Annotated in this window: 12 protein-coding genes; 3 read left to right on the top strand and 9 right to left on the bottom strand. The window is 41.0% G+C overall.

Annotated features, from left to right (window positions below):
- The first annotated feature begins 22 nt into the window (after positions 1 to 22).
- Positions 23 to 1,165 (top strand): glycerate kinase family protein, encoded by a 1,143-nt coding sequence (locus tag IGI67_RS23050; RefSeq protein WP_429959472.1) that lies wholly within the window; start codon positions 23 to 25, stop codon positions 1,163 to 1,165.
- Between the two features lie 15 nt (positions 1,166 to 1,180).
- Entirely contained in the window at positions 1,181 to 1,540 is a 360-nt protein-coding gene (locus IGI67_RS23045) for a cupin domain-containing protein (RefSeq protein WP_207108256.1), read from the top strand.
- A gap of 44 nt (positions 1,541 to 1,584) precedes the next feature.
- Here IGI67_RS23045 and xerS read toward each other — a convergent pair whose 3' ends face one another.
- The 4 genes from xerS to IGI67_RS23025 form a co-directional block, all read right to left on the bottom strand.
- Complete coding sequence (gene xerS / locus IGI67_RS23040) at positions 1,585 to 2,727, bottom strand: tyrosine recombinase XerS (RefSeq protein WP_429959471.1); 1,143 nt, start codon at positions 2,725 to 2,727, stop codon at positions 1,585 to 1,587.
- A 1,148-nt stretch (positions 2,728 to 3,875) separates the two neighbouring features.
- Positions 3,876 to 4,292 (bottom strand): DUF3788 family protein, encoded by a 417-nt coding sequence (locus IGI67_RS23035; protein ID WP_429959470.1) that lies wholly within the window; start codon positions 4,290 to 4,292, stop codon positions 3,876 to 3,878.
- Between the two features lie 52 nt (positions 4,293 to 4,344).
- Complete coding sequence (locus IGI67_RS23030) at positions 4,345 to 5,238, bottom strand: helix-turn-helix transcriptional regulator (RefSeq protein ID WP_429959469.1); 894 nt, start codon at positions 5,236 to 5,238, stop codon at positions 4,345 to 4,347.
- 175 nt (positions 5,239 to 5,413) lie between these two features.
- A complete protein-coding gene (locus IGI67_RS23025; RefSeq protein WP_429959468.1) occupies positions 5,414 to 6,787 on the bottom strand; it encodes a Xaa-Pro aminopeptidase in 1,374 nt (457 codons plus the stop codon).
- A 173-nt stretch (positions 6,788 to 6,960) separates the two neighbouring features.
- Here IGI67_RS23025 and IGI67_RS23020 point away from each other — a divergent pair, with 173 nt between their 5' ends.
- A complete protein-coding gene (locus IGI67_RS23020; RefSeq protein ID WP_207108265.1) occupies positions 6,961 to 8,514 on the top strand; it encodes a helix-turn-helix domain-containing protein in 1,554 nt (517 codons plus the stop codon).
- Between the two features lie 48 nt (positions 8,515 to 8,562).
- Here the strand turns inward: IGI67_RS23020 and IGI67_RS23015 are convergent, their stop codons facing one another.
- The 5 genes from IGI67_RS23015 to IGI67_RS22995 form a co-directional block, all read right to left on the bottom strand.
- The gene (locus tag IGI67_RS23015; protein WP_429959467.1) at positions 8,563 to 9,375 is read right to left on the bottom strand and encodes a class F sortase; all 813 of its coding nucleotides are present in this window, start codon (positions 9,373 to 9,375) and stop codon (positions 8,563 to 8,565) included.
- A gap of 241 nt (positions 9,376 to 9,616) precedes the next feature.
- Positions 9,617 to 10,807: a DUF6179 domain-containing protein gene (locus tag IGI67_RS23010; RefSeq protein ID WP_429959466.1), complete on the bottom strand. Its 1,191-nt coding sequence runs from the start codon at positions 10,805 to 10,807 to the stop codon at positions 9,617 to 9,619.
- Positions 10,807 to 11,235 (bottom strand): DUF6323 family protein, encoded by a 429-nt coding sequence (locus IGI67_RS23005; protein ID WP_429959465.1) that lies wholly within the window; start codon positions 11,233 to 11,235, stop codon positions 10,807 to 10,809. The genes IGI67_RS23010 and IGI67_RS23005 overlap by 1 nt, the downstream gene beginning before the upstream one ends.
- 361 nt (positions 11,236 to 11,596) lie before the next feature.
- Complete coding sequence (locus IGI67_RS23000; protein WP_429959464.1) at positions 11,597 to 12,640, bottom strand: peptidylprolyl isomerase; 1,044 nt, start codon at positions 12,638 to 12,640, stop codon at positions 11,597 to 11,599.
- Between the two features lie 246 nt (positions 12,641 to 12,886).
- On the bottom strand, positions 12,887 to 13,417 hold the full coding sequence (locus IGI67_RS22995; protein ID WP_429959463.1) for a ClbS/DfsB family four-helix bundle protein: 531 nt from the start codon (positions 13,415 to 13,417) through the stop codon (positions 12,887 to 12,889).
- Between the last annotated feature and the right edge of the window lie 131 nt (positions 13,418 to 13,548).

Here is a 13,548-nt window from a genome sequence, read left to right as displayed (position 1 = left end):
CGATAACGAAAGGAGCATCGTTATGAAAATAGTAATCGCGATGGACTCCTTCAAAGGCAGCGCCAGCTCATTGGAAGCTGGCACTGCCGTAAAAAAAGGAATCCAGCTGGGAATGAGGCACTCTCAGGCTATCGAGATTTTACCCGTAGCCGATGGTGGAGAAGGAACGGTCGAAGCATTCATCACCGGTACTTCAGGCTCCATCGAAACAGCAGAAGTCACTGGACCATTCGAAAAAAAAGTGAATGCGCGATATGGGCTATTAAACAATCTAGCAATCCTCGAAGTTGCGGAAACCTCAGGAATCACTTTAGTCAAAAAAGCAGACTTAGATCCTTGGCTGGCCACCAGCTATGGCTTGGGAGAGCTGCTGAGAAAGCTGATCAAAACAGGTCATAGACACTTTTTAATTGGTTTAGGCGGCAGTGCTACAAATGATGGCGGTCTGGGAATGCTGCAGGCACTAGGGTATCGCTTCTTAAAGAAAAATGGCGAGGCAATTCCTCGAAGCGTTTGTGAAATAGAACACATTGAGACCGTTGATGATTCTATGGTACCAAAGGAATTGGCAGATTGTCATTTTACTATCGCTAGTGACGTGACGAATCCCTTGTGGGGAAAGCATGGTGCTACAGCCGTCTATGGTCCTCAAAAAGGAGTCAGATCAGCGGATATAGCAAAGTTTGATGCTTTGCTGCAGCACTTTTCTACTATTACGAAGGAATATTTGAAACAGGAATTTTCTCAAATCGCCGGTGCTGGTGCAGCAGGCGGACTGGGTTTTGCGATTCTGGCTTATTTAAACGGGAAGATTACACCAGGTTTCCAGCTATTGGCCAAGGAAAAACACTTTGAAGAGAAGATCGAGGCCTGCGATCTCGTGATAACAGGGGAAGGTCGGCTTGATGCGCAATCGGTTATGGGAAAGGTCCCATCCTCCTTGGCGAAGATCACTCAAAAGTACAACAAACCATTAATCGTGATTGCAGGCAGTACATCCGATGATGCCTATCAATGCAACGACCATGGGATCGATGCTTTCTTTTCGATCATTCATCGTATTGGAACAGAAGAGGAGCTTTTACAGCCTGCCGTCACAACTGAGAGTATCCAACAAACAGCAGAACAATTATTTCGTTTTTATCAAACAATGAAGGCGCTTTAAGGAAGGATGAGTAGTATGTCAAAATCAAAAATTGAGGAAAGACTGTTTAAAATAGCTGAAGTCGCTTGTTTTGATCCAGCAGAGGGAAAGAAAAGCTTCTTTTACGAAACCGAAAAAACAGCTGGTGCTTTATGGTGTTTAGAGCCTGGTCAAACTGTTTTTAATCATTCTCATACGACATCTGACGATCTGTGGATCTGTGTCCAAGGAACAGGAACCTTTTATCCAGGCTTTGGGGAAGAAATCGAAATTACGAAAGGCGACCTGATTATTTCACGCCCAGGAGAGCAGCATGGTATGAAAAATACCGGAGACGAACGCTTCATTTTTGTAGGAGTCGCAGGACCGCATCCAATGGATTTGATTACCCACTAATAAAAATAAGGAGGACACTCTCGTTTAGAATGTCCTCCTTATTTTTATGTCCACAAATCATCAATGACAGAACGTTTTTCCTTTTTGACGATATGAGTATAAATCTCTGTTGCCGAGGTACCGCGCTGTCCTAGAATCTCGCTGACAGTTTTCAGATTTTTGGTCTTTCTAAAAGCCATCGTGCCCACACTGTGCCGCAGCTTGTGTGGCGTTGTCCGTTTGCCAAAAGCAGTGGAGTACTTGTCGATCATCTTTTCGATCGAACCGCCTTCCATTCGTTTAGCCATATTCTTGTGTTTAGTCAAAAACAGCGCCGCTACAGAGTCATCTGCATTATAGAGAACCTTCCGCTGATCGATATACTCCTGGATGTAATCAATAAAGATAGGAGAGATCATCGCATGATCCATTGTGTCGCCTTTACGTTGGACCTGAATGTACAATCCTTCATAATTAAGGTCACTAACGTTCGTATTGACTAGTTCAGATAAACGAATGCCCGATCCAAGGAACAACGCTAAGATAGCCGTATCTCTGATTCGATTTTTTTCATAGGCTGTTTTGGCCTGGCGTGAGGTTACATTATTCCCGTAGCCCTCATAAACAAATTCAACAAAATCAATCGCATCTGAATCTAAATACAGCATCTTTTCAATTTTGTCTTTTCTTACCGCATCGGAAGCATCGACACCGCCATTTTCAATATTGACCATGATATTTCTTCGAAGCATGGGACGAATGATATATTCGCCTGTCTGTTCGTCAAATTCCTCAACCTCTTCATTTGCTAAATACTTAAAGAGGGAACGAAGAGCAGTGATGCTTCGTTGAACCGTTACTTTTAGTCGATGCGTATTTCTTTCGCTCAAGGGGGATTGAGAAAGCTCATTTTCTAGTTTGCCTTCAAAGGTTCGTTTTGGTGATTGATTCAAAAAGGACTTATATAAAACGATTTTATCTTTATTCAGCCGTTCAAAATCTTCCAAGCAGATCTCTGAAATAGCATTCACAGAAATGATTCTTTCAGAAGTGAGCCAGGTAAGAAATCGGCGATATTCTTTTGAGTACTCGTATAAAGTATTAGTCGAACGGGGGATGGCTTCTAAATACAACAGATATTTTTGGATGAAGTCTGGCAATTTTTCAAATTCTTTTTCATAACGTTCTCTTAGTAATTCTCGACTCATTCGATTCAGTCCTTTCATTAATTGATGGGAGAGGGGGATGATCCTCTAAATCTATTATAATTGGCATATACCAATTAGTCAAGCGTAAAATAACATGAATATAGATAAACGCGAAGGGAGTAGGGTTAGTAAAAATATTAACTATTGCTGAAAAATGGTTCTTTCTATAAAGCTTTAAATATACTACCAAAGTTATAAAATAACAAATATCAAAATACGAAAAAGGGGGAGACAGTAACAAAAAAAGACTCAAAGTATTTTTCAATCTAAGAAATTCATAATCAATTGTTGCACATAAACTTCATCTAACTATGGAAATTCATTTGAAATGTCTTAGCAAATCCTTGATAAACCAACATCTTTACACACGTTGGTTCAATTAATTTCGAAACCTTTTTGGCTTGAATCGTGAGCGAATCGTTGCTGTTGATGAAAATTCACTCTGAAAATATTCTGAAATTACCGCTTGTAAATGTCGCTTTTTTAGTGCTGTGCACAGTAAAAAAATCATGCTTTCGGGAAAATAGATATTGTTACGAAAACATGATTTCTTGTTGGCGATCGCCTTCGAGTATAAAATCAATGATTATCCGCTGCCAATCATCGAATCATCTATGCTTTCAATTACTAGCAAAAAAGCCTGTAATTAGCATGATCGATCACCGCTGCATTCGTGTATGATGACTTATTGACTATATTCAGCCTTGATTTGCTGTCAAACGTCGCTTCGTAATCGTTTAGATACTCATGATCGTATAACCAATTCGCTGATCGCAGTTTCTGATAGTTTATGTTGATCCTTCATCATTATTGTTGCTGCTTAGTTGTTCATCAATTAAATTTACTTTATGTCTTATCAGCTTTAACTAAAAAATGCTGACGCTTTAAAAAAGTTCTCACACTGATCATAAAAAATAAAAAAAGATCAATAATAATCTAGTTTTAACGCATTCGTGGTTTGATCAGCTCTTTCTTTTAAGCTCTTTTATGGTTTGAGAAAAACTAACATTATTCTCAAACCATAAAGGAACCCTTTCGTTAGACTTTGAGAATAAAAAATCAACAATTACTCTTTTGTTCAACAAAAACATGCTTGAAGTACTAAAGCTGCTCCAACATTTGGAACTTTCAGCACTTCAAGCATGTTCTCATTTGATATTTTTCTTGAAATTAATCAGCTTAACAGCTGTTTGCAAGCTTTCTTCGTTTTTAAGTGGAAGCAAAACGGCCGTTAATTTACCAGTTTTATGAATAGATGCTTCATTTGCTTCAAGCTGGTGGAACAAGTCGTTTGCAACAAGCTGCGGCCATACTCTTTCACCGAAATAAACCGTCACTTTTACACCTGTCTCCCAAATCGATAGCCAGCCGAGATTCTTCTTTTTAAATAGTATTTTACTTAGCCAGTTATTGCCATCCTTGTAGTAATTCCAATCTTCTTTGAAGGAATGGTTATGCAATTCCTCTAAAAGCTGTTGATAAAGACTTAGATTTTCCACTGATAGATGCTTGGCTAGGTTCTCAATGGTGGGAAATTCTGTTTGGTCCTTCAGTATTGGTTTCATTTAAAACGCCTCCTTTAGTGCCAGTTTAGCAAGTAAAACTCGTCATCACCTGTCAAGTTCTATATTTGTTTAACAGCTGCTCGATCCGATCAGCCATTTTTTCGCGATAATCTTGTGGGGCTAAGATTTCCAAATGATCCCCAAATGAAAATAGATAGTTCATCGTTGATTCATCATCAGGAAAGCGAATCACAACAATCGAGGTTCCATCCTCTTTTTGTACGATGTTGTCAAATTCTTCCTGTACGCGATAGGCAGCGCCCGAATCAAACGCAAGCGTCAACTCAATTATTTTTTCTGGCGGTGCTTGCTTTTCAGCGAAGACTTTTTTAGGTATCTCTCGATGAAACACTTCCGAAAACACTCGTAAATCCCGCATTCTAGTGATTTTAAGTAAGCGGCACTCGTCTCTTAAACGGCAAAAGGCGTAGAGATACCAGGCCTTGTCTCGAAAAACCAATTTTAAAGGCTCCAGCTCTCGTTCAGTAAATTGTCCTTTGCTGCTAAGATAGCTTATTTGAATGACTTTTTTAGAAAGAATCGCCCGCTGGAGCTCATCAAAAAGATGCGTCCGCAGACCAGTCCAATCTGAAAAATCAATCTCCATCCAATCAAGCTGCTCCTTTTTAAAAAGCATACTGAGCTTTGAAACTAGCGGGCTTGTCTCAGAACCCGCTGTAAGAGTCAGACTTTGAAGTGCCAGCAAAATTTCTCTTTGCTCTGTATCAGAAAACAATGTCCTGTCTAAAACATAATTTTCCTGAATGAAAATACCGCCGCCTTTTCCCCTGACTGCATAGACTGGAATTCCGGCAGCACTTAATGCGTCAATGTCTCGATAAATCGTTCGGGCGGAGACTTCGAATTTCTCAGCCAGTTCTGGAGCTGTAACCGAGCCCTTCTCTAATAAGATAAAAAGAATTTGCAATAGTCGGCTTTCGATCATCTGACATCCCCCCTCATCTTCTAGCATATCATGCAAAATAATTGGGTGAAAGCTTAAACCAGCAAAAATAAAGTTAAAGCCAAACGGTCATTGGCTATCATCATCGATAGGAAAATGACCGTTTGGCTTTCATTTTGTTAAGTTATTTTCAGAAAGACTTTATCTTTGCTGGCTATTATTTAGCAGTCAACGCGGCTTCCTTATTTAAGAAAAATGGGCGATAATATGCCGTCGCATTGCTCATCGGTAACACTTCTTCACTTAATTCGATGCCGATTTCTTTTATTAAATAGCTGCGGCGGGCCTGCATCCGAGCCCACATCTCTGGATATTCTGTTTGGATAGACGCTCGCAGATCCTCGTCGGCCAAAACAACGCCGCCCTCACAGCTCGCACCAGAATAACCTGGAACCGAAGGAATGATATCAAATTGGAAGATCATTCCGCTGGTGATTTTTTCCTTTGAATCAGGATAAATCGGCGATGCCAGCCATTCTTCATCGGCGCACAGGTGGCCTGGGTTCAAATGCCAGCCATAATGCGCTTTTGGCAAAACTTCTTCGATTTTATTGTACAAAGTCGCCCCAGCCATATTAGTAGTGATCGTTTCCAGCCAAGTCTTGACTGCGTTAAAATAAGGCTTAGCTACTCGATCTAAATAATCCCTTTCAGCCTCAGGTAATTCTTCGCTGGCAGTTACGGCATAGCCGCCGCGGCTTTGCAGACCGCCTTTATAGCCGCTGGTCATAGAAATTCGATCACCTAGCTGAATTTTTTTCCCGGTCGGATATAGGTTGGCCTTCTCAAAACGAGCGCCCGTCGCCATGATTGTCACAACACTTGTTGTTTGGCCAAAATCATTTAAATACGCACCGATCTCCATCTCGCTCTTACCTATGTCCAGTTGATCCATGGCCTTTAAGATGCAGTTTCCAGCAATCATAGCCCCAAATTCGTAGTGGGCAATTTCATTAGCTGTATTGGTGGTACGCAGACCATTTTCCCCAATCATTAAATAGGCAGCATTTTTATAATTCGCTTGAGGGGCAGCCTGTTTTAGTCCATCAACTAAAAAGTAAGGCAAATCATAAAGCACGGCATTTTCTTCTTGCTGGCTAGTAAAGTTTTTCCACCCAATCAAACCAATGGAAGCTGCCCTGTCCAAACCTGTTTGTTTCAAAATTTCTGGAACACTCAGCGTGGTTTCCATTGGTTGGTTCGGCAATGAAAGATGCGGCATATGAACCGCTTTTGCTTCCATTCGTGCAAATGGCACCTTGTTCAGATTCTCATTGCCTAAAACCATGTAGACCTCACCTGTTTGATGAAGAACGAGCAGCGCTTCTTCAAAACGCGGAACAAATCCGGTGAAATACTCAAAATTACCGCCATGCTCCAAGTCGGCGTATATCACGACGGCATCGAAGTTTTCGGCCTGCATTTTTTTCAATAAATTGCTTTTACGAACTGCCATCGTCTCATCAGTCAATTGAACCGGCAGGATAGTTTCATCTAGTTGGGGTGCTGCTGTTTTTTGTAATTTGATCATGTTGATTTAGCTCCTTCTTTTTTTCTATCATACCATAGCAGTCAGCTGGAAAATACGCGAAATAGTTCTTTATTTTTGACAATTTATCTTATTATATAGCTAAATAGCTCGCTTTTTTTGAAGAAAATCGGTAAAATTATAATCAGAATTAATTATTTTGAAAGGAGTCAAATATGAAACAGCTACTTAACTCCTCTACTTATCGACGAATCCAGTTCGTTGAATTTTTGGATCAGCTTCCGGCTTGGTGTGATATCAAAGAAGCAGCGAAAACTGTCGACTGCTCAGTAAAAACACTTCTATCTGACATTGATTTTATCAATGAGTTTTGGGGTGACTACATCTACATTGAATATTCCAAATTCCAAGGGGTACGTCTCAACAACATCACCTCAAATAAACTTGGAAATGTCTATGGAAAGATCTATCACGAATCTCTTGAATTTCAATTTTTGGAAAAGATGCTGTATGAGTCCAATCAAGACGCCGATTACTGGATCAATGAACTGTTTATGAGCGAAGCGTCCTTTTATCGGATGGTCAATGCGCTGGAAGACTTTTTGAAGCGGCGCGGTCTGCAGCTGGAACGGTCTCCATTTCGAGTCGTTGGACCTGATGAACGCTGGGTTCGCTTCTTTTACCAGCAATATTTTACTGAAGCCTATGCTGTCAATCAATGGCCTTTTACATTAAATCACGAAGATACGACTTGCTTCATTATGCGTACCTCGACCGATTTTGATGTCTCTTTAGACGATCGCGAGATTCAAGAGGCCGCCTATCTGTTTATGGTGACATTGAATCGAATGCACCAAGGGTTTTATTTGCCGGAAAGCGTCTATGCCGAAGAAGATGACACGATCGATAAGGTCATGGATTTCAGCCGGCCCTTTGCGGAGCATCTGTTGGCTGACACAGACTTTACCTTGCCGAAGAAGTGGTACAAGGAGATCAGCCGAACAGTTTTCCATGAGTTTTATAACTGGGATAATCCAGAACAGATCGTTCGGATAAATAATAAAATCGATATCTTTTTAAAGAATATCTCCCAAGCGATCGAATACCCGTTAGACCGTGATGATAAACGGAAAATCATGCAGGAGATGATGTCCTGGTATGTAGAGTACAATTTTTATCCTTATCGCCAGATCATGCTGTTTGATAAACATCAAAAATTTGCTCGAGAGATTCAGTTGGTTTATCCGATTTTCTCCGCTATCGTGAAGATCCATTTAAAGGATATCGAGAAGAAGTCACCAGAGCTTTGGACAGATATTCGTTTGAATAATGTCTTTTTCTTATTAATGAAGGAATGGACTCACCTGCCTATACATTTAGAAAAACTACGCCAAAAGGTTTCCATTTTGGTCGTTAGTGATTTAGGACGTAAGCATGCGGAGATGCTGCAGGACTTTTTGATTGCCAATTACAATGAACGAGTGGCCGTTGACACCTTTAACGAACCCGTCATCTCAACTGGACCAGATGATTTTAAAAGCTTTGCCTCTTATGATATCGTTGTGAGTAACAATCCGATTGATGGCTATGATCATAAGAATGTTCTGATCGTGAACAACTTCTTTTCTGCCTCCGATCGCGAGAATTTATGGAACCTTATCATAGCGGTCCAAAAGAATGGCGCCCGCAAGCATTTGAAAAAGCTAGGCAATATAAAAATGATGACCGCCAAAGAAATTTATTTTTCTCAGCGAGTATTAAATTTATAAAAATGAGCAGTACCGTAGAATTCTTCTTCTCCGGTACCGCTCATTTTTTTATTTATTGGCAAAAACAATTAAATTGTAGTCGTCGTTGATACAGGTTTGTAAAGTAATCCGTTCACCGCCATCTGTGCCGGTTATCTGTTCCCAATAATCCGTGCCGTCTGCGGCAACCCCAGAATCATCTACCGTCACAATTTGTGAAACAGTATAAGAAGTTACATTATTTGAGCCGTCTGATACCTCAACTGTTGCTCCGGTCCCTAATGAAAACAACACATTAAAGATACCAGGATTGTGACCGATGAAATGAGTATTTGCTCCATCATTTCCTGATTGGACAGTTGCTCCTCCCCACGTTGCTACTTGGTTTGGATTGGCATCAATCGTTGCTTGCCCGCTCCCTTGACCAGCGTTAGCGTAAGGAATAAATTGTCCATTGATCTCTAATTGATCTGGCTGAATAGCAGTTGGCGCCGGCTTAGCTGCGTTTTGTGTTTCTTCCGGTGCCGGTGCTTCATTTGTCGGTTCTTCCTCATTTATCGTTGGTTCAGGCCGGCTGTTTGTTTCGGCTGGAACTGCCGCCTCTGCTGCTGGGGCTGTCTCCGTAGTTGAAGAGGCCACAGGAGCCTGGCTTGATTCACTTGTTGCAGTTGAGCTTGATTGACTCACTGAAGCTGCCGTTGAAGCTTCAGTTGACTTTTTCGTTGCAGCTTCAGATTTTTTCGTTTCCTTCGTTGCCGTTTCTTTCACTGATGTTTGATCCGTTGTACTTGGTGAACTCGCCTGCGAGTCTGCCAATACAGATGCTGCCCCAGTGGTAACAAAAAGTGCGGCGATTACAATAAATTTTAAATAGGTACTCATTTCCATTTCCTCCTAAACAAAAAGCTGTTTGCTATTTGCCTACAAAGTAATGGAAAAACGCCCAAATCCCTTGAATACTGCTCATGAAATAACGATCAGCATTATTTTTGGTTACCAGAAGTTGGTCATTTAACAGGTTTTTGCGCAATAATTTCATAACTTTCCATTTTAGGAACAAAACTGGTCGAGCAAATTATTAGGGAATTTATTAATTATGACGTATTTACCTGTCAAAAACACACTAGGAAAAATCGTGAGGAACTAGTTGATACTCATTAATAGTATCAAAAAGACAATCACTTTCTTCTTTTCCTAAAGATTTTATATAAACTTTAAAAAGACTCAAAATATTAGAATCCCCCTTTGTACCAATGGTTTCCGCATGATTTTCAAATCCATATTTATTCGCTAAATACAACAAAAGAGTCTTTATAAAATCTTTATTCAAGTTTTCAAAAAGACTTTTGTAAAACTCTGAGCTTTCTTCAGTGATTTCCAAGTATTCTTCAAAATCTGCTGGAGCGGAAATTTCACTCGTAATTAGCCGAAGCTTCTCCTGCTCATCCGCCACAGAATAGGCTTCCAGTAACTGATTAAAGGCACTAGTTGCCATCGTGGAGGGCAATTCTAATTGCTTCTTCTTAGTCTGCTCTATCACGAAGAAGTGAACGGCGCTCTCAGGCTCGAGTAGCTGACGGATCATTACTTGAAATCGAAGGAACACACGTCTGTAATAATCATTTTGCTGAAAAAGAAGCTCCAGCTCAGGAAAGGTTTTTTGAGTTTTGATTTTTCTTAAAACATAGTGCGCTTCGATCTGATTTAGCACGAGTGTATGGATGGTCTTTTTCCCCAAAAGCAGTTTGCCGATCATTTGCTTAAAGACAATGTCAAAAAGATTATTCACATCTTTGCGATAGTCAAAGCCTAATTCCTGCTGATAGACATTTAGAAGCTCGTGTATGTGAGCTTCAGGAATATTCTTGATGAAGAAAGTCTCAGCTGCCAGATTATGCAGATAACGTTCATAAAAATCGATTCCCACAAAATCAGTTGGTACAGCCTCAGCAAGCTGATAATCTAGAAATGCCTGATCCACTTCTGCGGCAGCGTACTCAATATCATAGGTCGAGAAGAAATTTCCGATCTCATTTAAGCTTTCCTCTAAGGATTCGATTCCAAAGCTTTGATAGTTATCCTGAATTTCTTGGTAAAGATTTTGGAGGTTTCTTAGTCGACGCCGTAACCGTTCTTGGCCCTGCATAAAACGCTGTGGCAGACTCCCCTCCTCACCATTGGCTAATACAAATTCGATGGACTGCTGGATTCTTTCCGCCTGATCGATAGGTATGACACTTGTGCCGCTTAACCGCGCTTGCAGCTTCTCCATAAAAAAGGGGTAGAATGCCGGATCGAATAATTCGTTTTTCATCACTTTTCCTCCCAATCTGGAAAATCTTCAAATGAGCCCTGCAGCATTTCTAGATCTCCCTGGTACTCTTGATAGCGCTCTTGGATTTCTTCTAGAATCTCCTGATCAGTCATCTGACCTGAATGATGCGCTCGCAAATAATAAAAGATTGCTTGGCAGACGCTGAGATGCTCTAGGTAGTCACTTTTATAGAAAAGCGGCTCAGATACTAAAAAGTAGGCAATAGTATGCGTATTCTGCCAGCTAAAATCAAGCAGATGATGCTCCATAAAAAGCTGGTTTCGTTCCTCAGCAATCTCAGAAAAATCCGCTACGGACAATTGAAAGTTCTTATGTTTTGCTTGAAGCTCCTGATTGATCACTGCCCGCGGACTGGCTTCTTGCTGCGTCAAAAACTGGTTAAATAACGTCAAATCAAATCGTGCCATTGGCTTCCCCTCCTCTTTCAAAGACTTAATAGCACAATCCTGTCAGAAAGACAATCTTGAAATCACCCTCAAAATATGTTATTATAAAGAGAGTTAGGGAAGCTGATTTAACCATTCCTTAACTTTTTTTATTAGGAAAACCGAAGCGAAGAATAATCGAACTTTCTTAAAATAACTAAAGGAGCCTTTTATGGTCTTTTTTACTTTTCTCTATTTATTAATCGCTGCTTTTGTCATTTGGGTTTGGCAGCCACCTGCGATACCGAGGCTGATTCTTTTGCTGCTGCTGATTTTGATTTACTTATGGACTTCGAAGCGTTCCAGGCCCACAAAAAATAGCAAAAATTAAAAGCAAGTCAGATTAACTCTGACTTGCTTTTTTAAACGTGATCTTTTGAATTCTAATTGGATTTAAAGGTGCGTCCTCTTCATTGGTCACTTGATTGGCAATTTCTCGTACGACGGCCATTCCTTCAATCACCTGGCCAAAGACAGTATAACGGCCGTCCAGCTCAGGAATCCCTCCAACTGCCTCATAATGCGAGCGAACCTTTAGCGGCAGATTCATACGATACAGCTGCTCTTGATCAACATGATTTCGCTCCACGATATAGAATTGATTGCCATTGGTGTTGGGGCCATGATTGCCGAGACACACCGCGCCATCGAAGTGGTACAGCCCTTCATCCACCTCATCTTCAAAATAGCCCCCATAAATTGATTCTGCCTCTTTTCCTGAACCGTCTAAAGCCCCGCCTTGAATCACAAAATCTTTGATTACCCGCGCAAAGGGCGTGCCATCATAGAAGCCTTGCTTTGCTAATCCGCGCCAATTTTTTACCGCTTTCGGAGCGTCCTGCTGGAATAGCCGCATGGTAATTGTTCCCGCATCCGTTTCTATCTGACAAATCTCCTCTTGGGGGCGAATCGGTGTTAGCTGCAGCAAATATTGATTGGGATACTTGATCCCTCGATCTTGCTGGACAACCTTTTGGATATACCACTCTAATTTTTCGCCAACGTTTAAACGAGCGACTTTGATCAAGTAGGTATATTCTTTTTTCGCTGTCGCCACACGATACGAGATAAGCCCCCGCAAATTATTGTCGCTGTTTCCCTTTACCTTAAATAAAGACAGAAAATGTGTTTCCAAAAACGTTAACTCTTGTCCCTTTAAAGGATTAAAGTGTTTTCCTTCCTTCCCCAAAACGAAAGAGTCGATCCCCTCTTCGTCTCCTGTCGCCAGCTCTTCAGTAAAGCTCTGCATACGCTCCTTGATCTCCTGCTCATCCCAATGACGGGGAATCAAGTGCTTCCTGACAGGCTCAGCTTCCAGCTTCTTTTTGACTACGATCGCCGCAGCTCCAAGAATCCCTGCGGCCAAAATCCCCTTGCTCTTTTTCATGTTCTGCCTCCACCCTGAATTTTTCCTAATTGTACCAGAAAAATACCTGCTCAGTCATTCGTACCAACAATCCATAAGCTTTTTTAGCGAACGTCAACGGTTAGAAATAGAATAGCTGAGTGAGAAGTTTTAATGTCTTTTTGAAAAATACTTTACAAAAGGAAAGCGAACACGCAAAATACCTTCGTAATTCCTCGTATTTTACGTGTTCGACTTTCTCTTAGCTAGTGAAGCCGTCCTATTCAATTATAAGGATTTCTTGAACTTTCTAATTTTCTTAGCCGCCCAATCATAATGGCTTGAGGTGGATGAAACAAAGTAGCTGCCTAAAGTACTGCCGCCAACCCATGGAAATTGACCTTTCGAGAACAGTTCATCATTAGAAAAATCCTCGGCCAGCGTGATTACCTGCTGATGGCTTGCTGCTAAAAGCGCCAATGCTTTTTCATAGCTGGTCGTTTGATGCTTCTCCCAAAATTCATTATTCATCGCTCCGTAGCTCTTCCAATTATAGCCCTCCTTTAGAAATTGCTGCTGCTTGCCCTGCCGATTTGCCTCCACCCAATTCAGCAATAATTGATGCCATTCATACAAGTGGATCAAAACATCGCGCAAATTTTTATCTCGTTGCCAATGAGCCTGCTTTTCGTTTTCGACATCAAAGGTAAATGTCGTATCCAGCTCCTCTTTTGGAAGCGAATCTAGCAGATCCGTCATTTTCTTGTAGCCGTCGTTCGCTGCCTGAATCAAATCATGCTTTGTTGTTGGTCTTGCCATTGTAAGTTCCTCCTCATAGCTCTTTCTTTAAAACTAGTATGGACCAACACGTAACGTGGGAGTCAAGAAAAAACGACAAAAATTTGTGCTTTTCTTTTGCTCGTTTTCTAGAGAGAAGTTCAGCTGAAACA

It is taken from the genome of Enterococcus sp. AZ196, from assembly GCF_050498845.1.
GTDB lineage: Bacteria > Bacillota > Bacilli > Lactobacillales > Enterococcaceae > Enterococcus_A > Enterococcus_A murrayae.
This window is presented reverse-complemented; position numbering and strand designations above follow the sequence as displayed.

What these genes read in the sequence shown, in the direction of transcription:
- IGI67_RS23050 (WP_429959472.1), top strand. Translation starts at nt 23, where the DNA reads ATGAAAATAGTAATCGCGATGGACTCCTTCAAAGGCAGCGCCAGCTCA.
- IGI67_RS23045 (WP_207108256.1), top strand. Translation starts at nt 1,181, where the DNA reads ATGTCAAAATCAAAAATTGAGGAAAGACTGTTTAAAATAGCTGAAGTC.
- xerS (WP_429959471.1), bottom strand. Translation starts at nt 2,727, where the DNA reads ATGAGTCGAGAATTACTAAGAGAACGTTATGAAAAAGAATTTGAAAAA.
- IGI67_RS23035 (WP_429959470.1), bottom strand. Translation starts at nt 4,292, where the DNA reads ATGAAACCAATACTGAAGGACCAAACAGAATTTCCCACCATTGAGAAC.
- IGI67_RS23030 (WP_429959469.1), bottom strand. Translation starts at nt 5,238, where the DNA reads ATGATCGAAAGCCGACTATTGCAAATTCTTTTTATCTTATTAGAGAAG.
- IGI67_RS23025 (WP_429959468.1), bottom strand. Translation starts at nt 6,787, where the DNA reads ATGATCAAATTACAAAAAACAGCAGCACCCCAACTAGATGAAACTATC.
- IGI67_RS23020 (WP_207108265.1), top strand. Translation starts at nt 6,961, where the DNA reads ATGAAACAGCTACTTAACTCCTCTACTTATCGACGAATCCAGTTCGTT.
- IGI67_RS23015 (WP_429959467.1), bottom strand. Translation starts at nt 9,375, where the DNA reads ATGAGTACCTATTTAAAATTTATTGTAATCGCCGCACTTTTTGTTACC.
- IGI67_RS23010 (WP_429959466.1), bottom strand. Translation starts at nt 10,807, where the DNA reads ATGAAAAACGAATTATTCGATCCGGCATTCTACCCCTTTTTTATGGAG.
- IGI67_RS23005 (WP_429959465.1), bottom strand. Translation starts at nt 11,235, where the DNA reads ATGGCACGATTTGATTTGACGTTATTTAACCAGTTTTTGACGCAGCAA.
- IGI67_RS23000 (WP_429959464.1), bottom strand. Translation starts at nt 12,640, where the DNA reads ATGAAAAAGAGCAAGGGGATTTTGGCCGCAGGGATTCTTGGAGCTGCG.
- IGI67_RS22995 (WP_429959463.1), bottom strand. Translation starts at nt 13,417, where the DNA reads ATGGCAAGACCAACAACAAAGCATGATTTGATTCAGGCAGCGAACGAC.